Below are 19,891 nucleotides of genomic sequence, written 5' to 3'. Positions count from 1 at the left end.
AAGCGGGCAAATCTTGGGGAGTTCGAGACATGAAGCTTGCAGGTTGTTCGGCCGTCGTCACCGGCGGCGCATCGGGACTGGGTGAAGCCACCGCCCGCGCGCTGGCCGCCGAGGGCGTCAAGGTCGCCATCTTCGACATGAATGCGGAGAAGGGCGAGAAGGTCGCGGCCGACATCGGCGGCGTGTTCTGCCATGTGAACGTCACCAATGATGAATCGGTCGATGCCGGCTTTGCCAAGGCGCGCGCCGCGATCGGCCAGGAACGCATCCTGATCAACTGCGCCGGCACCGGCAACGCCGCCAAGACCGCCAGCCGCGCCAAGGAAACCGGCGAGATCCGGCATTTCCCGCTGGATGCCTTCAACATGATCATCCAGATCAACCTCGTCGGCACCTTCCGCTGCATCGCCAAGTCGGCGGCCGGCATGCTGACGCTGGAGCCGATGGAAGACGGCGAGCGCGGCGCCATCGTCAACACCGCCTCGGTCGCCGCCGAGGACGGTCAGATGGGCCAGGCGGCGTACAGCGCGTCCAAGGGCGGCGTGGTCGGCATGACCCTGCCGATCGCCCGCGACCTGATGAGCGAGGGCATCCGCGTCAACACCATCCTGCCCGGCATCTTCAACACGCCGCTGCTGCAGGGCGCACCCGACAATGTGAAGGCGGCGCTGTCGGCTTCGGTGCCATTCCCCAAGCGCCTCGGCGCGCCGGCGGAATATGCGTCGCTGGCGGTGGAGATGTGCCGGAACAGCTATTTCAACGGCGAGGATGTCCGGTTGGATGGGGCGATCCGGATGGCGCCTCGCTGAAGCGCCGCGCGCGTATAACGGACGATTTGCGCAGCAAATCGCTGTTATGCGCCGACAGGCGCGAAGCCGATGGGCCGGGCGGTCGGAGACCCCGACCGGCGGCGACGTCGCCAGCATGGGCTTTGCCCATGCCCTGCCCCTCCGGCCCGGAGAGCGCGACGCCCTGACGATTGACGGACCGCGCCGCTGCCCATAGCATCGCTCCCGAAACGACCCGGGGAGAGGCCGCGTGGCGCACAAGTTCGAGATCTACAAGGACAAGAAGGGCGAGTTCCGCGTCCGCTTCAAGTACAACAGCGAGCCGATGTTTTCGACCGAGGGTTATGCGTCCAAGGCGTCGGCGATGAATGCCATCGCGTCGATCCAGAAGAACGGCCCCGGCGCGCCGACGGAAGACAATAGCGACGCATAGCACGCACTCCCTTCCGGGGGGGGGAGGCAGTCTTCAGCCGTCGATCGCCTTTGCCAGCGCAAAATCGCGAGTCGACAGCCCGCCGGCGTCGTGCGTCGTCAGCCTGATGTCGACCTTGTTCCAGACGTTCGACCATTCGGGATGGTGGTCGGCCTTTTCGGCGAGCAGCGCGACCCGCGCCATGAAGCCGAAGGCGGCGGTGAAGTCCTTGAAGACATAGCGGCGGTCGATGCCGTCACCATTGCGCGTCCAGCCCGGAACATCGATCAGTGCCGCGGTGATCGCGGCATCGTCCAGTTTATCGACCATCTTCATCCCTCGCATTGCGGCTGCGCATCGCCTATCTCGCGGCGATGACCGATCGTCAAACATTCGCCCCCAGCCTCGCCGATTTCGAGGCGCTCGCCCAGCGCGCCGTCGAGCGGCTGCCGCCGCTGTTCCGCGACCATCTCGGCACCGTCCTGCTCCGCGTCGAGGATTTCCCCGATGCCGAGGTCATGGCGGCGATGGAACTGGAGACCGAATGGGACATCCTCGGGCTCTACTGGGGCCGGCATGTCGGTATGAAGGGCGACGAGCCGTCGGGCGCGCTGCCCGACATGATCTTTCTCTATCGTCGGCCGCTGCTGGAGGAATGGTGCGAGGGCGAGGACAGCCTGGAGGCGCTGGTAACGCATGTGCTGGTGCACGAGGTCGGGCACCATTTCGGGCTGAGCGACGAGGCGATGGAAGCGATCGAGGCGCAGGCCGCCTAGCGCGGGAAGGGCCGCGGCAAAGCCGCGGCTGACGTCAGGCGAGATCGGCAGCGAAGCTGTCCGCCTCGCTGGCCGGTCTTGCGCCTGTCGGCGCATGACAGGGATTTGCGTGGCAAATCGTCCGTCATGCGCGCGCGGCGCTGCGCCTTAAAAGTTGACCCTGCCGGTCACGCCGAAATAGCGGTCGGCCTCGCGCGGGATCAGGTAGCGCAGGCTGCCGCCCGGGCCGCCGTTGGTGATCTGCGCCGGGAAGCTGGTGTCGAACAGGTTCTTGGCGACGAAGCTGATGCGGAAGGCGTCGTCGCTGGAGACGATGCCGATCTGCGCGTCGACGAGGCTATAGGCATCGATCAGGCCGGCGGCGCGGATCGCGGCGCTGGCGTCGAACAGCGACAGCTGGCTCGACTGGGTCGACCCCTGGGCGCCGAAGGTGACATCGATCGGCCCGCCGGTGCGCAGGCGATAGTCGACGGTCAGCGAACCCTTCCACTTCGGGGCAAAGGCGAGCTGGGTGCCGGCGGGGACCGCGGCGCCGCCGGCCGGGGCATTGAACGAGTCGACGCGGGCATCGGTATAGGCAACGCCGCCGCCAAAGCTCAGGTCGGGCACCGGCCGCCAAGCGAAATCGAGCTCGCCGCCGCGGGTCGACACGTCGCCGGCGTTGGTGAAACGGGTAACGACGACGCCGGCAACCAGGTCGGGATTATTGGCCTGAAAATTCTTGTACTTGGCGTAATAGCCGGCGAGGTTGACGATCAGCGCGCCGTCGAACAGCGCGTTCTTCAGGCCGATCTCGAACGAGTCGGCTGTCTCGGGGGCGATGACGTTGGTGCCATTGCCGTTCAGGTTGAAGAACATGTTGTAGGCGGGGCCCTTGTAGCCGCGCGAGTAGGTGCCATAGGCCATCACATCGTCGCTGACGTCGAACTGCAGGCCGGCCTTGCCCGACAGGTTGTCCGCATTGGTCTGCGCGCGGAACGGCACGCCATTCGTTGCCGCCGGGTTGCCGTTCAGGTTGGCCGGGGTCGAGGTTGCGAAGACACCGGCGTCGAAGTTGCGGTTAACGCCCGGGATGTTGGCGATATTCGGCGTGGCGACGCGGCTGTGGAACACCGACAGGTTGTCGATGGTATAGCGCAGGCCGAAGATGCCGCGGAAACGATCCGAGAAGTTCAGCGTCGACTGGCCGAACAGCGCGACGTTGTCGAACACCGAACCGAACGTGGCGGTGCCGCTGGCGACGTCGCTGGGGGGTGCGCCGGGGCTGCCGCAGGCGACGAGAGAGGTCGGCGCCAGCGCCGTGTCGCAGCGCAGGACGGTGCGCGTGAACGTCCGTTCCGATTCGGCGCGGCTGTAGAAGGCGCCGACAACATAGCTGAGGAACTGGTCGGCGGGCGAGGTCAGCCGCAGTTCCTGGCTGAACGTGTTGCCGGTCTGCGGGCCATCGTCGTGCAGCTGGTTGAGGCCGAGCCGGCCCGGGTTCACCGCCTTGTCGGAAAAGGCCTGGCCAAGCCAGTCGCCATCGCGGATCTCGCGGTTGTCATAGCGGCGATAGGCGGTGATCGAGGTGACGGTCAGGCCACCGAGCTCGGCATCGAGCTGCGCGGACAGGCCCCAGCTGGTTTCCTTGGTCTGGGTGATCAGGTCCTGCCGGATGGTCCGGGTCCTGTCGCCCTTCAGCGCGATGCCCGCCAGGGCGCCGGCAGCGATGCCGGCCGGCGTCGTGCCGATGACTTCCGCGCAGCAATCGTCGTCGGCGCGGCGCCAGTCGGCGATCACGGTCAGCGTGACGGTATCGCTGACATCGGCCTCCAGGATGCCGCGGACGCCATAGCGCTCATAGCCGTTGACGCGGCGGTTCACGTTCGGCGCATCGTTGAAGATGTTGCCGTCGTACTTGCCGTAGAACCCCGTCAGGCGGGTGCGGACATTGTCGCCGAGCGGCATGTCGAGTGCGCCGCGGATACGATATTCGTTGCCGTTGTCGAAGAAGAAGCCGCCATCGACATAGCCGCCGAAATCATTGCCCGGCCGCTTCGACACGATGTTGACCACGCCGGCCGACGAGTTCTTGCCGAACAGCGTGCCCTGGGGGCCGCGCAGCACTTCGATGCGCTCGATATCGACGAGGTCGCTGAACGCTTCGCCGGCGCGGGCGAGGACGACGCCGTCGAGGACGGTCGAAACCGACGGCTCGCCGGCGATCGAGAAGGTCGCGGTGCCGACGCCGCGCAGGTAGAGCGACTGGTTGATGCTGGTGCCCGACTTGCGGAAATTGAGGCTGGGGACGAGGTACTGCGCGCCCTCCAGATTGACGGCGCCCTGGCGCGCCAGTACGTCGCCCGAGACGACCGACACGGCGAGCGGCACGTCCTGCAGACGCTCGCTGCGCTTTTGCGCGGTGACGACGATCTCGGTCGGCTCGCCGGTGGGTGCGTCGGAAGCGGCGCCTGCTGCAGCGGTCGCAGTCTGGGCGGCGGCCGGTGCCATCGCGGCGACGGCGAACAGCGCGGCTGTGCAAAGCAAGGTCGGACGGATCATGTCTCTCTCCCCAATTCGGGCGGCAGGCCATATGGCCACTTGGTTGCTGGGATTTGCCCCAGTGCCGTTACGCGGTGCAAGATAGCGGTTCTTGCCCGTCGTCAAGCCGGACGCTGCCCGAATGGCGCGAGGCTGTTGCGCAGCGGCAACAGACATTGCCGCCTTCGTACGGCCGCCTACAGCCCCAGTTCGCTCATCGCGACGACGCGGTGTTCGCGGGCGCTGGTTTCCGCGGCCACGCCCATGGCGACGGCGCGCAGGCCGTCGTCGGCCGACACGATGATCGGCCCGGCGCCGCGCACCGCCGCTGCAAAGGCCTGGTGCTGGAAGAAGGTCGAGCCGTGATGCTGCCCCGCCTTCAGCGCCGCCGCCGGGGTCTCGACATGGGCGCGGCTGGCGTTCTTGGGGTTCATGAAGCCGACGCGCGGGGAATAGACGATGTCGCCGGCGGGGATCAGCACGTCGAGCCGGGCCTCGCTGCCGACCGCGACGATCTCCTCCTGCTGCTCGGCGCCATCGGCGAACATGCACAGGTCGAGCATGGCGCGGACGCCATTGGCGAAATCGACGGTGGTGAAGCTGTTGTCGATGATGTCGGGCTTCTGCCCGTCATAGCGTTCATCCTGGTGGTTGACGTCCATGGCGCCCGAACAGAAGACCCGCACCGGCTCGGCGCCGACGATCAGCCGCATCATGTCGAAGAAATGGCAGCACTTTTCGACCATGGTGCCGCCGGTGTTGGCCGAAAAGCGGTTCCAGTCGCCGACCTTGACGAGGAACGGAAAGCGATGCTCGCGGATCGACAGCATCTGCAGCTTGCCGGTGCGGCCGTCATGGACCTGGCGCACGAATTCGGCGACCGGCGGCATGAAGCGATATTCCATCGCCGTCCAGAACACGGGCGCATAGCCGGTCGCGGCCATGGCGACGGCACGGGCATCGTCGATCGTCGTCGCCAGCGGCTTTTCGCACAGGGTGTGCAGCCCGGCATCCATCAGCGGCGGCAACACGTCGACATGGGTGAAATTGGGCGAGGCGACGACAACGGCATCGCAGAGGCCCGACGCCGCCAGCGCCGCCGCATCGCCGAAGCGGGCGACGTCGGTGCCCACCGCCGCCGCGGCCCGATCGAGCGACGATGCCACCGGATCGGCAAGCGCCGTCACCACCGCATTTTCGGTCAAGCCGATGTTGGCGATATGCTCGATCGCCATCATTCCCGACCCGACGATGCCCCACCGGATGGTATCGCTGCTTTTCATTTTGGCCGGCTCCGGGCATTGGGGGGACATGGATCAGATCGCCCTTTCCCCCGAACGCCGCCCGCTCGGCAAGTCCGATATGCAGGTCTCGCCGATGGCCTGGGGCATGTGGCGTTTCGGCGGCAGCGATGTGACGGCGGCGCGGGCCAGGGTGGAGGCGGCGCTGGCCGCCGGCATCAATTTCTTCGACACCGCCGACATCTATGGCCCCGACAACGACGAACCCTTCGGCGCATCGGAATTGCTGCTCGGCAAGGTGTTTGCCGAGGCGCCCGCCTTGCGCGACCGGATCGTGCTGGCGTCGAAGGGCGGCATCCGCATGGGCGTGCCCTATGATTCGTCGCCCGCGTACCTGCGCGAAGCCGTCGAGGCGTCGTTGACCCGGCTCGGCGTCGAACGGCTCGACCTGTGGCAGATCCATCGCCCCGACATGCTGGCGCATCCGGCCGAGACCGCCGCGACGCTCGACGCGCTGGTGGCGGAGGGCAAGATCGCCGCCGTCGGCGTGTCCAACCACACGCCGGCGCAGACAGCGGCGCTGGCTGCGCATCTGAAGGCCGGCGTGCTGACCACCCAACCCGAATTTTCGCCGCTGGCGACGGCGCCGCTGTTCGACGGCACATTGGACCGCGCCGTCGAGCATGGCACCGCCGTGCTGGCCTGGTCGCCGCTGGGGCAGGGCCGGCTGGGCGATGGCGACCCGCGGCCAAGGCGCAAAGTCGCCGAGGACGCCCGCATCGCCGCGACCAAGGCGGCGCTGCAGGCGCAGGGACAGAAATACGGCGTCGGTATCGCGGCCGCCGCCTATGCCTGGATCATGGCGCATCCTGCCGGCATCATCCCGATCGTCGGTACGCAGTCGCCCGCAAGGATCGCGGAGAGCGCCGACGCCTACAAGGTGCAGTGGACGCGCGCCGAATGGTATGCGGTACTGGTCGCGTCGCTTGGGGAGAACCTGCCGTGAGCGCATGCGAAGTCAGCTGGTTTTCGGCGCTCTGCGACGATGATTACGAATTCCTGGGCCAGCCCGACCCGGCGCTGAAATCATCGTGGGAGCATTGCCGCAACATCGTCCTCGCGGCCGAAAAGGGCGGCTTCGACAACATCCTTTTGCCGTCGGGCTATGCGCTCGGCATCGACACGACGGTGTTCGCCGGGGCCATCGCGGCGCTGGTGCGACGCATCCGGCTGCTGATGGCGGTGCGGGTCGGCGAAACCTGGCCGCCGCAACTGGCGCGCCAGATCGCGACCCTCGATCGCATCCTCGAGGGCCGGTTGACGGTCAACATCATCTCGTCGGACATGCCCGGGGAGACCATGGCCTCGGCGCCGCGCTATGCCCGCACCGTCGAGGTCATGCAGATCCTGAAGACCATACTCAACGGCCAGCCGCTCGACCATCAGGGCGAGCACTACAAGCTCAAGCTCGATCCGCCCGGCGTCACGACGGTCAGCGGCAAATGCCCGCCGCTGTATTTCGGCGGCCTCAGCGAGGACGCCCGCGAGGCGTCGGCCAAGGCGGCTGATGTCTATCTGATGTGGCCCGACACGATGCCGGCGGTGCAGGCGATCGTCGACGACATGTCCGCGCGGGCGGCGAAACACGGTCGTACGCTCAAGTTCGGCTACCGGGTCCATGTGGTTGTCCGTGAAACGGAAGAGGCGGCCCGCGCCGCTGCCGACCGGCTGCTGTCGCACCTCGATGCCAAGACCGGCGATGCGATCCGCGCGAAATCGCTCGATGCCACCAGCGTCGGCGTGCTGCGCCAGGCCGAGCTGCGCGACACGGCCAAGGACGGCTATGTCGAGGACAATTTGTGGACCGGTATCGGCCGCGCCCGCTCCGGCTGCGGCGCCGCGATCGTCGGCGATCCCGACCAGGTGCTGGCCAAGCTGCAGGCCTATCAGGCGATCGGCATGCAGGCGTTCATCCTGTCGGGCTATCCGCACGCGGCAGAGGCCGACCTGTTCGCCCGCCATGTGCTGCCGCGCATGAGCCACGGGCCTTTGGTGCTGTAAATCCTGTCATCCCGGCTTGCGCGATGACGGCGAGGCAGTCGCTACCCCAGCCCCTCGCCGGCTCTTGGCACCGGCGCTTCGTCCAGCACCATTTCCTCCACGCTTTCGGTCGGGTCGCCAAGGTAATTGCTGCGCATCCAGCCGGTCGCCACCGGCGCGCCGTTCTGCAGCACGGTAACCTCCAGCCAGTCGCCGTCGCGGCGCAGTGGGCGCACCTGGGTGCCGCGGGCAAACGCTGCCTCGCGCACCTTGGCGTGGCTGACATCGGGCCCGGCGCGCAGGAACAGCCCGGCGTCGGGCAGCACGATCTTCACATTGTCGCCATCCTCGCGGCGACCGCCGAAAACGCGCTCGCGGAAGGCCGCCATGTTCCACGCCGGGCCGGGGTCGCATTTGCGCACCGGGGCGATGTCGTCGTGCCCGACGACTTCGCTGACCCCGCGGGCGACGAGCAGCGCCATCAGTTCATGCGTCGCGTCGATCTGGGCGGCGGGGTAGGGCTCCCAGCCGATCGGATGGCGGCTGCCGTCGGGGTTGCCGTTGCGGTGGATCGCGAGCAGCGGATTGGCGACGACGCGGTCGCTGGGGCCGGCCCAGGCGCCGCCGATGGCGCGCAGATTGCCGTAGTTGGCCAGCTCGATGCCGATCGAGTGGCCGTTCAGCCCGACCAGCCCGCGCCACGACGAGCGCCCGGCGTGCCAGGCGACACGATCGAGCGCCACGCACTGGACGATGCTGCCGTCGCGATCGATGACGACATGCGCCGACGATCCGCTCGCCGGCGGGCGGCTGCGGTCGGCAAACCAGTTGGCACTCGACATGGCGGTGCCGCCGCCGGTGAAATGGATGACGGCGATGCGCGGCGGGTTGGCAAAGCCACCACCGATGAACGGCGAGGCGACGAACTTGACCGGCTTGCCATCCCGCACCAGCCGGCCGTCCTTGACGGTGAATGCCATCGCCGCAGTCCTCCCGCTTGTTACGGTAGGGAGATTAACCTTTTTCCGGTGCTTCCGCCATCGTATCGCGACCGCCCGGCGACTAGCTAATTCATTGGCTGGTTGGTTGCCGGCCACCGCCTAGACTGTCGATCGAGTGGTCCGGGTTTGGAATTCGACAATGCCAGTGACATCGGAATCGCGCCGGACCCTGCGTTGCCGGATGACCGATGCGGCGCGAAAGGCCGGGCGATGACCGAAGTGCGCGTGCCGCTCGACCTGTGGGACGAGGCCGACAAGACCGGATCGATCGTCGTCTGGCTATGCCCCGACGGCGCCGCGGTCACCGAGGGCGACCTGATCGCCGAGATCCTGGTCGAAAAAACGACGCTCGAGCTGCTGGCACCGGCGACCGGCACGCTGCGCATCTGCGTCCAGCCCGAAACCGAGATCGATCGCGGGCAACTGGTGGCGAATATCGTCTGAGCTGGGGCAGGGCCGATACCAGCCCGTCATCCCGGTAAGGGCGGGGATCCGTCGCCAGCGCGTCATTCCGAAGGTGACGCGAGCTCGGGCGTATCGCGCCCGCCCAAGCTGGAGGCAGTTTAGCCTTGCATTTTATCACCATATAGGTTAGTGACGGGCTATGCGCCCCGACTTCGCCCCAAATCCCGTACCACCGCCAAGATATATCTTGGCTCGCCAAGTGAGTGACTTTCGAGACTTTCGGGGCCTCCGCCGCCGGTTATTTTCCGGTAAATCGCGGAATCCGCTTGTCGCGGTAGCTGCCGAACGCCTCGCGAAAATCCGCCGTGCCGGTCGCCAGTTCCTGTTCATGGTCGGCATAGGCAAAGCCGACGTCGTAGCTGTCGTCGATCGCCGTCCAGATCTGCGCCTTCATCGCCGCCAGTGCCCGCGGCGCCGAGAACTGCGCGATATTGCGGGCATATTCCGTAACATGCGGCATCAGCGCCTTGTCGTCGAGCACGGCGTTGACGATGCCCAGCCGCTCCGCCTCCGCCCCGTCGAAACGGCGGGCGGTGTAGAGCAGGTCGGCGGCGCGGGCGGTGCCGACCAGCCGCGACAACAGCCAGGCCGACCCCTTTTCGCCCGGCACGCCGATACGGGCGAAGGTGGCGTTGAGCAGCGCCGAGCGGCCGGCAAAGCGGATGTCGCAATGCAGCGCCAGGATGAAGCCCCAGCCGAAGGCCGGGCCGTTGATCGCGGCGATCGTCGGCTTGCGGCAGGTGATCAGCGTGTTCCAGCCGCCGGCGAAGAAGCGCTGCATTTCGGGGCCGATGTCGTCACCCCATTGCGGCGCGATGCCGGGATCGGTGGTGACGCCGCCGCTGGCGCCGCTGCCGATCAGGCCGAGATCGAGCCCCGCCGAAAAACCGCGGCCGGCGCCGGTCAGCACGATGACTCGCACCGCCGGATCGGCGCCGGCCTCCGCGACGTGGCGGAAGACGGCGCTCAGCATGTCGGGCGTCAGCGCATTGAGCTTGTCCGGCCGGTTGAAGGTGATCGTCGCGACCCCGTCGTCGACGGCATAAAGCACATCGCTCATGCCGCGAACCGGGCCAGCCGATCGCTGATGATCGCGTGCGCATCGGCCATGATGCCGTCGATCAGTTGCTTGCAGGTCGGGATGTCGTGAATGAGGCCGACCACCATGCCGCACGACCAGGCGCCGGCCTCCATGGTGCCGTCGGTCATGATCCTGGGATAGACGCCGGCGACTTCGGGCAGGATGTCCTGGATGGTGATGGTGTCGCCGAGCTCCTTTTCCTTGGCGAGCAGGCGTTCGACCGCAGCATTGTTGAGCACGCGCTCGGTATTGCGCAGCGGCCGCATGACCAGCCTTGTGTCGAGCTCGCTGGCGGCGACGATGGCGTTCTTGACGTTGATGTGCACCGGCGCTTCCTGGGTGGCGATGAAGCGGGTGCCCATGTTGACACCCTCGGCGCCCATCGCCAGCGCGGCGACGAGCTGCTTGCCGTTGGCGACGCCGCCCGAGGCGACGAACGGGATCGTCAGCTCCTCGGCGGCGCGCGGCAGCAGGATGAAATTGGGCACGTCATCCTCGCCGGGGTGGCCGCCGCATTCGAAGCCATCGACCGAGACGGCGTCGCAGCCGATGCTTTCGGCCTTCAGCGAGTGACGGACCGAAGTGCATTTGTGGATGACCTTGATGCCGTTTTCCTTGAGGACCGGCAGCCATTTCACCGGGTTGTTGCCGGCGGTTTCGACGATCTTGACGCCGCCGTCGATGATCGCCTGGATATAGCCGGGGTAATCGGGGCTCGCGAGGCCGGGCAGGAAGGTCAGGTTCACGCCGAACGGCTTGTCGGTCATCGTCCGGCAACGCGCGATCTCGGCGGCGAGTTTTTCGGCGGTCGGCTGGGTCAGGCCGGTGATGATGCCGAGCCCGCCGGCGTTGGAGACGGCGGCCGCCATTTCGGCGAAGCCGACATAGTGCATGCCGCCCTGGATGATCGGATGCTCGATGCCGAACAATTCGGTGATGCGTGTCTTCATGCCAAGGCTCCCAAGTCTGTCCGGCCAAGGGCTAGACGTTACGATGGGCGGCGGCAATCGATAGCCCGGCTACCCAGCAGTTTTGAGGGCAAAGCCGCGGAGGTAATCATAGTCGGCGCGGCAGGCGGCAGCGACGGCGGCGGCCTCGGCATGGAGGGCGGGCGTTGCGGCGTCCGCGGGTCCGAAGCCGGTGGACGCCTCGACGCTGGCATACCAGTGGCTGGCCCAGATGCCGTCGGTGGCGCGGCGGCCGGGCGGCCAGGCGAGCATCGCCGGGTCCCAGGAAATGTCGAGCGCGGCACAAAGGCTGGCGAGCATCGTCGCCGGGTCGGCAAGGATGTCGGCGGAATCGATGACGGGTGGCGCGGTGCCGGTGCGGTCGGCCTCGGCATCGAAATAGGCGCGCTGGCGGCCGATGCCGAGATGTTCGGGCCGCACCGCGACGCGCTTGGCGGCATAGCTGGCGACGACGCGTTCCGGGGCGCGGATCAGGAAGGCGTGGCGGTGCGCGGGCATGTCGGCGATGCCGACGGGCCCTTCCATGTGATGGGCCATGTGCTTCTGGTACCAGATCGGCCGTGGTTCGGGCGGCGGGCCGGACATGCTGGCGGCGACGCTCGTCCAGTCGCAGTCCATGTCGGCGATGACGGCGTCCTTCATCGGCTGGTCGTCGCCGGTATGGCGGAGATAGGCGCCGTAAAAGGGTTCATCGGAAATGACGGTGTCGGGCCGGGCGCCAAAGCTGCGCATCATTGCGGTCGACAGGTTGCGTGGTCCGGACCACATCGCGATGCGAACTGTCATGCTGACCTCAGGCGATCACGGGCGGTCGCGGCCGGCGCAGTCGCTGGCGATCAGGTCCTTGTAGAGGCCCTGCAGTCGCTCGACCATCGGGCCACGGGCGGGCGTCAGGTCGCGGCCGTCGACCCGGGTCACCGGCACGACGCCGGCAAAGGTGCCGGTCACGAACGCCTCGTCGGCGCCATAGACATCGGTCAGCGAGAAATTGCGCTCGAACACCGGTATGCCGTTGGCCCTGCACAGCGCCACGACATTGCCGCGCGTGATGCCGCCGAGGCAGTAGTCGCCCGTCGACGTCCAGACCTCGCCGCGCCGCACGATGAAGAAATGCGTCGAATTGCAGGTCGCGACGAAGCCGTGCGGATCGAGCATCAGCGCCTCGTCGGCGCCGGCCTGGGTCGCCTGGATGCAGGCGGTGATGCAGTTGAGCTTGGAATGCGAATTGAGCTTGGGGTCCTGCACATCGGGGAAGCCGCGGCGGACATGGACGGTGAACAGCGTGATGCCGCGCTCGATGGTGGCGGGCAGCGGGTCCTTGTGCTCGGCGATGATGACGATGGTGGCGGGCGAGACGACGACGCGCGGGTCCTGGTACGGTGTCGAGCGGACGCCGCGGGTGGTCATCAGCCGGATATGGCAGCCGGCGCCCATGTCGTTGGCGTCGATGGTGTCGTAGAGGCGCTGCTCCATCTCGGCGCGGGTGACACCGAGGTCCATGAAGATCGCCTTGGCGCCCTCCCACAGCCGGTCGAGATGCTGGTCGAGGAAGGCGATGCGGCCGGCATGGACGCGCAGCCCCTCCCAGACGCCGTCACCGAGCATGAAGCCCGAATCGAACACCGAGACCATGGCCTCTGCCCGGGGTGTCAGCGTGCCGTTGACGTTGATGAGGATCGACGCATTGCGCGGATCGGGGGTGAAATCGTGGGTGCCTTGGGCCATTGGGCAACGTTATCGGGTCATCGGCGCCCGTACCAGCGGTTTGGAGCGGGTGAAGGGAATCGAACCCTCAGCGCGGAGCGCGCCGCAAAGATCGAGGGTTCGGAGGCGCCATGGAAAATGGAGCGGGTGAAGGGAATCGAACCCTCGTCACTTGCTTGGGAAGCAAAAGCTCTGCCATTGAGCTACACCCGCTTGCGCGGCCTGCCGATTGCCACGGCAGGCCGGCTGCGGTCAACGCAAATGCGCTATTTCTTCGCTCGGGCGGCGGTGACCTCGATCTCGATGAGGAAGTTCGGGCCGGCGAGCCCCGCGACCTGGACGGTCGAACGTGCGACCTTGTTGGGGTTTTCGGCGGTGCCGAAGAATTCGCCGTAACCGGCGTTGAAGCCGGCAAAATCCATCTTGCCGTCCATGCCGGGCGCCGCGGTGACGAACACCGTCATCTTGAAGATGTCCGACATGGCATAGCCCTGGGCCGCCAGGATGCCCTTGATCTTGTTGAAGATGCTGACCGTCTGGGTCTTGGTGTCGCCGAATGCCTCGACCGTCGTCGCCGGCTTCGACGGATCGATCGGGGACGCGAGCTGCCCCGACAGATGGAAGATTTCGGCACCCGGCGCGACGATGGCCCCGGTCAGGATGCGCGCCTGGGGCGTGTTGCCGATCCGGTTGACGACCTGGGCATCGACGGCCGCGGGGACCGCTGCGGCCAGCAGGGCAGCGCTGATTGCGAGGATCTTCACCCGAGTTCTCCTTTGTTGGAAACAGCAAGACGGGCGACAGCTTAACCCTGCCGCCCGCTTGCGCAATGATCGTTACCCTAGAATTTGGCAGTGCCGCGGACGTACCAGAAGCCACCCATGTAGCTGAGCGGCGAGGCATCGTTGTAGATGCGTCCGTTCACCGCCGCGCCGGTCTGCGCATAGATGTTGCGCAGGTCCTTTTCCGGATAGCGGTCGAAGATGTTCTCCCCGCCGACGGCGAGGCGGAAGCGTTCGGCAAAGGTGATGCCGACTTCAAGGTCGAGGCTCCAGTCGGCGCGGAAGGACTGGATGGTCGCCGGCGCCAGGCTGACGTTGTTGAACGAGGTGATGCCGCCGAAGTAGTTCAACCGGCCGGTGGCATCGAACATGCCGCTCGACCAGCTTTCGGACAGCACGGCACGCCAGCGCGGGGTCAGGCCCTCGATGTTGCCGATGCGCTGGACGTCGATGGCGCCCGCTGCCGTGACTTCGAGCACCTTGGTCTTGTTGTAGTTGACCGCCAGCGCCGTCGCGAAGCTGCCGGCGCCGGTGTCGGCGCGATGCGACAGCACCGCGTCGAAGCCCTGGGTCCGCGTCGTGAAGCCGTTGGTGAAGTAATTCACCTGGCCGAGATCGAAGGCGTTGGCGACGCCCAGGTCGAACAGCTGCTGCTGCTGGGCCGGGGTGACGTTGATCGACGACCGGATGCTGATGCGGTCTTTTACGCGGATATTGTAGTAATCGAAGGTGGCGGTGAAGCCGCTGCCCGGGGTGAGCACGAAGCCGCCCGAGAAGCTCAATGACTTTTCAGGCGTCAGTGGCACCGAGCCGAGCGTGGTGCCGGTGATGCTGCTCGCGGTGACCGTCGCGGTCGCGACCGGAACGACGCTGCCGTTCGGGAAGCCGGTCTGGACGTTGGAGGTGAACAGCTGGCCGGGTGTCGGCGCCCGGAAGCCCGTGCTGGCGGCACCGCGCAGCGCGATCGCATCGTTGATCGCCCAGCGTGCGCTGACCTTGCCGTTCACCGTCGTGCCGAAATCGCTGAAGTGATCGTAGCGACCGGCGATCCCCAGCGAAAAGCTTTCGACGATGTCGGTTTCGAAATCGATATAGGCCGAATAGCTGTTACGCGAGCCGTCGGCCGTGGAGTCGGGACCGTAGCCCGGGAAGCCGTTGGCGCCGACCGCCGCCGTGGACTGGAACCGCGTGCCGTCGGCGCGCTGGACGGTCTGCGTGGCATAGGGACCGATGGCGTACGATGCGGGGTCGCCCAGGCCGACGATATAGGATTCACGGCGGAACTCGGCACCCGCGGCGATGTTGAGCGGGCTGAAGAAGCCGACCTCCACCGGGTAGCTGACGTCGAGGTTGAAGTTGGTCTCGCGCTGCTCGAGATAGCCCAGATAGAAGGTCGTCGGCGATTGTGGGCCGAGCGACGGGTTCAGCGTTTCGGGCATGTTGTAGCGGATGCGATCGCGGCCCGATGCGGCGCTGAAATCGAACTTCATGCCGAACGACGTTTCGCCGCGATAGCCGATGACGCCCGACCAGTCCTCGTTGCGGCTCTTGAACAGTGGCACAAAGCCATCGGGGAATACCGAACTCGCCTCGAACGTCCGTCCGGTTGCGCTGTAAACCGGCCGGCCGCCGGCGGTGAACACGCCCGGGATGGTGTCGAGATAGACGGTGCCGATCGATTTGCCGAAGGTCTGGGGGCCCGCCTGCGGCAGACCCGGAGCCGCGATCGCGCCGGGAACCGTGACGGCGATCGGCCGGCGATAGTTGAAGTCGACTTCCTGCTTGGCATAACCGTAGTTGCCGAAGAAATAGACCTCGTCCTTGTCACCGACCGGCACCGCCGAATTGATCACGAAGCGATAGCTCTGGCTTTCGGGCTGGCCATAGCGGGTCGGCGGGAACGGCACGTCGACGCCGAGCGCCCGCAGGGCGGCCGAATCCGGTCGGTCGAGGGCGCGGTTGAACTGGCCCTGGTCGTTGAATTCGCCCGAGATATTCACAAAGCCTTCGCCGAGCTGGAAGCCGGCGTTACCCGACACCTGGATGTCCTTGCCGTCGCCGGCATAGGTCTGGCCGTAGCGGGCATTCAGTTCATAGCCGCTGTCGTTGGTGCGCAGCCCCAGGTTGATGACGCCGGCGATGGCGTCCGACCCGTATTGGGCCGCGGCGCCGTCGCGCAGAACTTCGATCCGGCCGAGCGAAACCGACGGGATCTGCGACAGGTCGGGACCTTGCGAGCCCGCCGACAGCGAGTCACCGGCGACCTGGACGAGCGCGGAGCGATGCATGCGCTTGCCGTTGATGAGGACGAGGATCTGATCGGGCGGCAGGCCGCGCAGCGTCGGCGGGCGGACGAAGGCGGAGCCGTCGGCGCCGGCGTTGCGCTGCTGGTTGAACGACGGCACGAGATTTTTCAGGATCGTCTGCAGGCTCGGGCTGGCTTGGGTGGACAGGTCCTTTGTCGTGAACACGTCGACCGGTACCGCCGATTCGGCCACCGTGCGGTCGGTGCGGCGTGTGCCGGTAACGATGATCGTGTCGCCCGGTGCGGCGGCGTCAGCGGCCACATCGGCGGCGGCCATGGCCGTCTGAGTGGTCTGGGCATCGGCGGATGCAGCCAGGCCGGCCAGCGCCAGCGCCGACAGCGATGCGGCGCAACGCAGCTTCCAGCTATTGATATTCGAAGTCATGATCGGCCTCCTCCTTTTATTAAAGAGCGATAGGCCTCCCCCGGGTAACGACTAGCCGATCTGCGTCGGCTGTATGATGCGCCCGCAACAAACTGAGAACATGAAAATGACACGGCTTGTCTGTAAACAGAAAGAAATATCAGCAATATTTACTATGAATTTCCGAGTCTACCGCCTGCATCTAGTTGCAGATATTTCAGGACGTCGCGCAATAGGGTATTGTGGATCGAGAGAATATTATATCCACGCCGTATCAAAAATGTGACACCCCCATGACCATCGTCGCCCCTGCAACCGCTGACAGTCGCGCGATTTTGCCCGGGACCGACAATACGTCATTCGACCACGACGGCCGACGGCGGCGCCTGACATGCGGAACGGTTGACCGCGGGGTGCCTGCCATCGACAAGCGGTCGCGATGGCCAAGCTCTACTTCTACTATGCCTCGATGAACGCCGGAAAGTCGGCGATCCTGCTGCAATCGAGTTTCAACTATCGCGAGCGCGGCATGCGGACGCTGCTGTTTACCGCCGCCATCGACGATCGCTCTGCCGCTGGCGCGATCACCTCCCGGATCGGACTGCAGGCGCCGGCGACGCCATTCGATGCCGACACCGACATCCACGCGATCGTCGCCGCCGAACATGCCCGCAGCGCCGTCCACTGCGTGCTGGTCGACGAGGCGCAATTCCTGGCGCGCGATCAGGTGTGGCAGCTGGCACGCATCTGCGATGACCTCGGAATCCCCGTGCTCGCCTACGGCCTGCGCACCGATTTCCAGGCCAATCTGTTTCCCGGCAGCCAGTGGCTGCTGGCGATCGCCGATGTGCTGAGCGAAATCAAGGCGGTGTGCGCCTGTGGCCGCAAGGCGACGATGAACCTGCGCATCGATGGCGACGGACGCGCCGTCGCCGCCGGCGCGCAAACCGAAATCGGCGGCAATGATCGTTATGTGGCGCTATGCCGACGCCACTTCACGGCGGCGCTCGCCGGGGCTACCGTCGCGCAAGGGGAATCAGCATGACCGGCATCTACGACATCGACGCCAAGGCCATCGACGGTAGTACCGTTTCGATCGGCGATTACCGCGACAAGGTGCTCCTTATCGTCAACACTGCGAGTAAATGTGGCTTCACGCCGCAATACGAAGGGCTTGAGGCGTTGCAGAAGCAATATGCCGGCAAGGGCTTCAGCGTGCTGGGCTTTCCCTGCAACCAGTTCGGTGCCCAGGAGCCCGGAGACGAGGCCGAAATCGCCAACTTCTGCAAGCTGAGTTACGACGTCGATTTCCCGATGTTCGCCAAGGTCGACGTGAATGGGGACAATGCCCATCCGCTGTTCAAGGCTCTGAAGAAGGCGGTGCCGGGTTTCCTCGGCAGTGAAAGCATCAAGTGGAACTTCACCAAGTTCCTGGTCGACCGCCGCGGCGAGGTGGTCGAACGCTTTGCGCCGACCACCAAGCCCGAGGCGATTGCATCGGATATCGAAAAGCTGCTGTAGCGCAGCCGTTTGCTATGCGGCCTTGCGACGGCGCGGATTGGCCGCCGCGGCCTGGTCTTCTTCCTCGTCGCTCTGCGCTTCGCCTGCGTCGCTCAGCGCTTCGCCGAGCGTCTTCAGCTTGTCGCCATTGGTTTCGGCGCGGCCGGCGATCTTGGTGACCGCATCGCCGAGCCGGGCGAGTAGGGCTGTCACGCGCTCGCCATCCGGCTCCTTCGCTTCGAACTGCTTGCGCAGCGCGGCGAGGTCGCGGGCGATACCCTTGGTCCCCGGGGTGTCGATGTCGGCGAGCGCCGTTTCCCAATCCTCGATCATCGTCGCCGCAGTGCTGGGGCGGGTCGATTCGATCCCGCGATTGAAGGCATTGAGGGTCGCTGCAAAACGAATTGCCATGTATCGGATCCTTCCCGGATAGCCCGGCATCGGTGCCGGGTCTGGGGGTAAAAGCCGAGGCGCAAGCGTGCGGTTCCAGGCAGTTTCTCGCCCGGCCAAACTGTCGCAGGCGTGAGTTGCATGCGGCGGCGCAGCATGCTTTGTCACGCCGACAGTGCGTTCCTGTTGCGAGGCCGACCATGTTGCAGAACCCGCCGAACGACCTCGATGCCTTCTGGATGCCGTTCTCCGACAACCGCTATTTCAAGGCCAATCCGCGGCTGCTCGCGTCGGCCAGCGGCATGTATTACCAGACGCCCGAGGGGCGGCAGCTGCTCGACGGTACTGCCGGCTTGTGGTGCGTCAACGCCGGCCATGGTCGCGACGCGATCGTCGCGGCGATCCGCGACCAGGCCGGCCGCATGGATTTCGCGCCGACGTTCCAGCTCGGCCATCCGCTCGCCTTCCAGGTCGCGGCCCAGGTCGGCGCGCTGATGCCGGGCGATCTCGATCGCATCTTCTTCGCCAATTCGGGGTCGGAAGCGGTCGATACCGCGCTGAAGATCGCGCTCGCCTACCAGCGAGTGCGCGGGCAGGGCACGCGGACGCGGCTGATCGGCCGGGAACGCGGCTATCACGGCGTCGGTTTCGGCGGCATCTCCGTCGGCGGCATCGTATCCAATCGCCGCACTTTCGGGCCCGGCTTGCCCGGCACCGATCACCTGCCGCACACCCATGACCTTGCCCGCAACGCCTTCAGCCGCGGCCAGCCGGCGCACGGTGCGGAACTTGCCGACGCCCTGGAGGGCCTGGTGGCGCTGCACGGTGCCGACACGATCGCCGCCGTGATCGTCGAGCCGATGGCCGGCTCCACCGGCGTGCTGGTGCCGCCGCAGGGGTATCTGCAGCGGCTGCGCGACATTTGCGACAGGCATGGCATCCTGCTGATCTTCGACGAAGTCATCACGGCGTTCGGGCGCCTGGGTGCGGCGACCGCGGCGGAACGCTTCGGCGTCATCCCCGACATGATCACCATGGCCAAGGCCATCACCAACGCCGCGGTGCCGATGGGCGCCGTCGCCTGCCGCCGCGGCATCTATGACACGGTGACCGGCGGCATGGCGGAGGCGGCAGGGATCGAGCTGTTCCACGGCTATACCTATTCGGCGCACCCGCTGGCCTGTGCGGCTTCGCTGGCGACGCTCGGCCTGTACCGGGACGAGGGGCTGTTCGCGCGCGCACGCAGCCTGGAGCCGATGTGGGAAAACGCGGTCCATTCGCTGGCCGGGCGCCGGCACGTCATCGACATCCGCAACATGGGCCTGGTGGCGGGGATCGAGCTGCAGCCGCGCACCGGGGCGCCGGGGGCGCGGGCGATGGAGGTGTTCCGCAAGCTGTTCGATACCGGGCTGCTGGTCCGCGCCACGGCCGACATATTGGCGCTGTCGCCGCCATTGATCATCGAGGAAGAACAGGTCGAAACCATGGTGGCGATGATCGGCGCGGTGCTCGACGCCACCGATTGACGCGCCTTTTCGCCTAGGCTGCGTTATA

At 66.3% G+C, this 19,891-nt stretch carries 20 protein-coding genes and 1 tRNA gene; 9 read left to right on the top strand and 12 right to left on the bottom strand.

All coding sequences use genetic code 11. From position 1 onward, the window contains the following. The first annotated feature begins 29 nt into the window (after positions 1-29). Positions 30-809 (top strand): SDR family NAD(P)-dependent oxidoreductase, encoded by a 780-nt coding sequence (locus tag ACP7AI_RS08125; RefSeq protein ID WP_426165948.1) that lies wholly within the window; start codon positions 30-32, stop codon positions 807-809. Between the two features lie 229 nt (positions 810-1,038). Then, on the top strand, positions 1,039-1,221 hold the full coding sequence (locus ACP7AI_RS08120) for a YegP family protein (RefSeq protein WP_426165945.1): 183 nt from the start codon (positions 1,039-1,041) through the stop codon (positions 1,219-1,221). Positions 1,222-1,254: 33 nt separating this feature from the next. Here the strand turns inward: ACP7AI_RS08120 and ACP7AI_RS08115 are convergent, their stop codons facing one another. Further along, the gene (locus ACP7AI_RS08115; RefSeq protein ID WP_426165943.1) at positions 1,255-1,530 is read right to left on the bottom strand and encodes a 4a-hydroxytetrahydrobiopterin dehydratase; all 276 of its coding nucleotides are present in this window, start codon (positions 1,528-1,530) and stop codon (positions 1,255-1,257) included. Between the two features lie 44 nt (positions 1,531-1,574). Here ACP7AI_RS08115 and ACP7AI_RS08110 point away from each other — a divergent pair, with 44 nt between their 5' ends. Then, a complete protein-coding gene (locus ACP7AI_RS08110) occupies positions 1,575-1,976 on the top strand; it encodes a metallopeptidase family protein (RefSeq protein ID WP_426165940.1) in 402 nt (133 codons plus the stop codon). A gap of 147 nt (positions 1,977-2,123) precedes the next feature. Here the strand turns inward: ACP7AI_RS08110 and ACP7AI_RS08105 are convergent, their stop codons facing one another. Continuing rightward, positions 2,124-4,517, bottom strand: a complete 2,394-nt coding sequence (locus ACP7AI_RS08105) for a TonB-dependent receptor (RefSeq protein WP_426165938.1) — start codon at positions 4,515-4,517, stop codon at positions 2,124-2,126. Positions 4,518-4,693: 176 nt separating this feature from the next. Then, on the bottom strand, positions 4,694-5,779 hold the full coding sequence (locus ACP7AI_RS08100) for a Gfo/Idh/MocA family protein (RefSeq protein WP_426165935.1): 1,086 nt from the start codon (positions 5,777-5,779) through the stop codon (positions 4,694-4,696). A 28-nt stretch (positions 5,780-5,807) separates the two neighbouring features. Here ACP7AI_RS08100 and ACP7AI_RS08095 point away from each other — a divergent pair, with 28 nt between their 5' ends. Together ACP7AI_RS08095 and ACP7AI_RS08090 are read left to right on the top strand one after the other, a co-directional pair. Beyond that, a complete protein-coding gene (locus tag ACP7AI_RS08095) occupies positions 5,808-6,743 on the top strand; it encodes an aldo/keto reductase (protein WP_426165932.1) in 936 nt (311 codons plus the stop codon). Continuing rightward, positions 6,698-7,798, top strand: coding sequence for an LLM class flavin-dependent oxidoreductase (locus ACP7AI_RS08090; protein ID WP_426166588.1), 1,101 nt, complete (start codon positions 6,698-6,700; stop codon positions 7,796-7,798). Before ACP7AI_RS08095 ends, ACP7AI_RS08090 begins: the two co-directional genes overlap by 46 nt. Before the next feature lie 41 nt (positions 7,799-7,839). On the opposite strand, the gene ACP7AI_RS08085 is transcribed toward ACP7AI_RS08090, so the two are convergent. Beyond that, positions 7,840-8,757 (bottom strand): N-acetylmuramoyl-L-alanine amidase, encoded by a 918-nt coding sequence (locus ACP7AI_RS08085; RefSeq protein WP_426165929.1) that lies wholly within the window; start codon positions 8,755-8,757, stop codon positions 7,840-7,842. Positions 8,758-8,988: 231 nt separating this feature from the next. Here ACP7AI_RS08085 and ACP7AI_RS08080 point away from each other — a divergent pair, with 231 nt between their 5' ends. Then, on the top strand, positions 8,989-9,222 hold the full coding sequence (locus ACP7AI_RS08080) for a biotin/lipoyl-containing protein (protein ID WP_426165927.1): 234 nt from the start codon (positions 8,989-8,991) through the stop codon (positions 9,220-9,222). A 259-nt stretch (positions 9,223-9,481) separates the two neighbouring features. On the opposite strand, the gene ACP7AI_RS08075 is transcribed toward ACP7AI_RS08080, so the two are convergent. The 7 genes from ACP7AI_RS08075 to ACP7AI_RS08045 form a co-directional block, all read right to left on the bottom strand. Next, positions 9,482-10,303, bottom strand: a complete 822-nt coding sequence (locus ACP7AI_RS08075) for an enoyl-CoA hydratase-related protein (RefSeq protein ID WP_426165924.1) — start codon at positions 10,301-10,303, stop codon at positions 9,482-9,484. Then, on the bottom strand, positions 10,300-11,274 hold the full coding sequence (locus ACP7AI_RS08070; protein ID WP_426165922.1) for an NAD(P)H-dependent flavin oxidoreductase: 975 nt from the start codon (positions 11,272-11,274) through the stop codon (positions 10,300-10,302). The genes ACP7AI_RS08075 and ACP7AI_RS08070 overlap by 4 nt, the downstream gene beginning before the upstream one ends. A 69-nt stretch (positions 11,275-11,343) precedes the next feature. Beyond that, positions 11,344-12,078 carry an HAD family hydrolase gene (locus ACP7AI_RS08065; RefSeq protein WP_426165919.1) on the bottom strand — a complete coding sequence of 245 codons (735 nt, stop codon included), beginning with the start codon at positions 12,076-12,078 and terminating at the stop codon, positions 11,344-11,346. A gap of 15 nt (positions 12,079-12,093) precedes the next feature. Further along, positions 12,094-13,017, bottom strand: coding sequence for an aminotransferase class IV (locus ACP7AI_RS08060; protein ID WP_426165917.1), 924 nt, complete (start codon positions 13,015-13,017; stop codon positions 12,094-12,096). Positions 13,018-13,135: 118 nt separating this feature from the next. Then, positions 13,136-13,209: transfer RNA gene (locus tag ACP7AI_RS08055), tRNA-Gly, on the bottom strand. A 53-nt stretch (positions 13,210-13,262) separates the two neighbouring features. Beyond that, positions 13,263-13,760 carry a RidA family protein gene (locus tag ACP7AI_RS08050; RefSeq protein WP_426165915.1) on the bottom strand — a complete coding sequence of 166 codons (498 nt, stop codon included), beginning with the start codon at positions 13,758-13,760 and terminating at the stop codon, positions 13,263-13,265. A gap of 77 nt (positions 13,761-13,837) precedes the next feature. Beyond that, positions 13,838-16,468 (bottom strand): TonB-dependent receptor plug domain-containing protein, encoded by a 2,631-nt coding sequence (locus ACP7AI_RS08045; protein ID WP_426165913.1) that lies wholly within the window; start codon positions 16,466-16,468, stop codon positions 13,838-13,840. Positions 16,469-16,886: 418 nt separating this feature from the next. On the opposite strand from ACP7AI_RS08045, the gene ACP7AI_RS08040 reads away from it, so the two are divergent. Together ACP7AI_RS08040 and ACP7AI_RS08035 are read left to right on the top strand one after the other, a co-directional pair. After that, entirely contained in the window at positions 16,887-17,492 is a 606-nt protein-coding gene (locus tag ACP7AI_RS08040) for a thymidine kinase (protein ID WP_426165911.1), read from the top strand. Next, entirely contained in the window at positions 17,489-17,968 is a 480-nt protein-coding gene (locus ACP7AI_RS08035) for a glutathione peroxidase (protein ID WP_426165909.1), read from the top strand. The genes ACP7AI_RS08040 and ACP7AI_RS08035 overlap by 4 nt, the downstream gene beginning before the upstream one ends. Before the next feature lie 12 nt (positions 17,969-17,980). Here ACP7AI_RS08035 and ACP7AI_RS08030 read toward each other — a convergent pair whose 3' ends face one another. Continuing rightward, the gene (locus ACP7AI_RS08030; RefSeq protein WP_426165907.1) at positions 17,981-18,358 is read right to left on the bottom strand and encodes a hypothetical protein; all 378 of its coding nucleotides are present in this window, start codon (positions 18,356-18,358) and stop codon (positions 17,981-17,983) included. A 179-nt stretch (positions 18,359-18,537) separates the two neighbouring features. On the opposite strand from ACP7AI_RS08030, the gene ACP7AI_RS08025 reads away from it, so the two are divergent. Beyond that, positions 18,538-19,863, top strand: coding sequence for an aspartate aminotransferase family protein (locus tag ACP7AI_RS08025; RefSeq protein ID WP_426165905.1), 1,326 nt, complete (start codon positions 18,538-18,540; stop codon positions 19,861-19,863). The last annotated feature ends 28 nt before the right edge of the window (positions 19,864-19,891 follow it).

Source organism: Sandarakinorhabdus sp. DWP1-3-1, assembly GCF_049896705.1.
Lineage (GTDB): Bacteria > Pseudomonadota > Alphaproteobacteria > Sphingomonadales > Sphingomonadaceae > Sandarakinorhabdus.
This window is presented reverse-complemented; position numbering and strand designations above follow the sequence as displayed.

Excerpts from the sequence above, each read along its gene's own strand:
- ACP7AI_RS08125 (WP_426165948.1), top strand. The coding sequence starts at position 30 with ATGAAGCTTGCAGGTTGTTCGGCCGTCGTCACCGGCGGCGCATCGGGA.
- ACP7AI_RS08115 (WP_426165943.1), bottom strand. The coding sequence starts at position 1,530 with ATGGTCGATAAACTGGACGATGCCGCGATCACCGCGGCACTGATCGAT.
- ACP7AI_RS08110 (WP_426165940.1), top strand. The coding sequence starts at position 1,575 with ATGACCGATCGTCAAACATTCGCCCCCAGCCTCGCCGATTTCGAGGCG.
- ACP7AI_RS08105 (WP_426165938.1), bottom strand. The coding sequence starts at position 4,517 with ATGATCCGTCCGACCTTGCTTTGCACAGCCGCGCTGTTCGCCGTCGCC.
- ACP7AI_RS08100 (WP_426165935.1), bottom strand. The coding sequence starts at position 5,779 with ATGAAAAGCAGCGATACCATCCGGTGGGGCATCGTCGGGTCGGGAATG.
- ACP7AI_RS08095 (WP_426165932.1), top strand. The coding sequence starts at position 5,808 with ATGGATCAGATCGCCCTTTCCCCCGAACGCCGCCCGCTCGGCAAGTCC.
- ACP7AI_RS08090 (WP_426166588.1), top strand. The coding sequence starts at position 6,698 with ATGGTATGCGGTACTGGTCGCGTCGCTTGGGGAGAACCTGCCGTGAGC.
- ACP7AI_RS08085 (WP_426165929.1), bottom strand. The coding sequence starts at position 8,757 with ATGGCATTCACCGTCAAGGACGGCCGGCTGGTGCGGGATGGCAAGCCG.
- ACP7AI_RS08080 (WP_426165927.1), top strand. The coding sequence starts at position 8,989 with ATGACCGAAGTGCGCGTGCCGCTCGACCTGTGGGACGAGGCCGACAAG.
- ACP7AI_RS08075 (WP_426165924.1), bottom strand. The coding sequence starts at position 10,303 with ATGAGCGATGTGCTTTATGCCGTCGACGACGGGGTCGCGACGATCACC.
- ACP7AI_RS08070 (WP_426165922.1), bottom strand. The coding sequence starts at position 11,274 with ATGAAGACACGCATCACCGAATTGTTCGGCATCGAGCATCCGATCATC.
- ACP7AI_RS08065 (WP_426165919.1), bottom strand. The coding sequence starts at position 12,078 with ATGACAGTTCGCATCGCGATGTGGTCCGGACCACGCAACCTGTCGACC.
- ACP7AI_RS08060 (WP_426165917.1), bottom strand. The coding sequence starts at position 13,017 with ATGGCCCAAGGCACCCACGATTTCACCCCCGATCCGCGCAATGCGTCG.
- ACP7AI_RS08045 (WP_426165913.1), bottom strand. The coding sequence starts at position 16,468 with ATGACTTCGAATATCAATAGCTGGAAGCTGCGTTGCGCCGCATCGCTG.
- ACP7AI_RS08040 (WP_426165911.1), top strand. The coding sequence starts at position 16,887 with ATGGCCAAGCTCTACTTCTACTATGCCTCGATGAACGCCGGAAAGTCG.
- ACP7AI_RS08035 (WP_426165909.1), top strand. The coding sequence starts at position 17,489 with ATGACCGGCATCTACGACATCGACGCCAAGGCCATCGACGGTAGTACC.
- ACP7AI_RS08030 (WP_426165907.1), bottom strand. The coding sequence starts at position 18,358 with ATGGCAATTCGTTTTGCAGCGACCCTCAATGCCTTCAATCGCGGGATC.
- ACP7AI_RS08025 (WP_426165905.1), top strand. The coding sequence starts at position 18,538 with ATGTTGCAGAACCCGCCGAACGACCTCGATGCCTTCTGGATGCCGTTC.